This window comes from Vibrio sp. 2134-1, from assembly GCF_033339495.1.
On sequence record NZ_JAWOUS010000550.1, the window covers coordinates 1 to 643 of the forward strand.

Here is a 643-nt window from a genome sequence, read left to right on the forward strand (position 1 = left end):
GGCAAGTAGTATATAAATAATAAGCATGAAGTGGAATAGTAGGACAAAATTACCCTAAAAAACTAACATAATACTCAATAGAGTTGTTTTGTAGTTAATAATTCTAATTTGTTGGTATTTTATGGGTTTTTTGTAGTGTAAATATCTGGTTATTTGCTGCGCAATTATGTGGTTGGAAGTTATGAATATAAGAAAGGCTGAGTATGAACTCAGCCTTTTGTATTACGAATGGTTATTTTTAACCCGTATTACGCATACCTGCTGCAATACCCGCGATGGTCACCATCAGAGCCTCTTCAAGGTTTGCAGACGCCTCTTCTGTTTGACGAGTACGGTATAGCAATTCAGCTTGAAGCATGTTCAATGGCTCTACGTAGATGTTACGTAGGCGAATTGATTCTTGGCCCCATGGGTCGCTTTGCATTAGGTTCTCGTTGTTCTCTACGTTCAGTACGGACTTAATATCACGTTGAAGTTGTTCACGCAGTCGGTCACCCAATGGTTGAAGTTGAGGTTCAACTAGGCGTTGGTCATAGTAGCGAGAGATTTCCATGTTGCACTTGGTGTACACCATCTCAAGCATACCTAGGCGAGTTGAGAAGAACGGCCATTCGCGACACATTTCTTCCAGTAGCGCCTGATG

General features: G+C 41.1%; 1 protein-coding gene. It reads right to left on the reverse strand.

The annotated features are described in order from the left end of the window. Positions 1-238: 238 nt before the first annotated feature. On the reverse strand, positions 239-643 hold a 405-nt coding region (locus R7R78_RS27160; protein ID WP_225451760.1), incomplete at its 5' end, for a phosphoenolpyruvate carboxylase.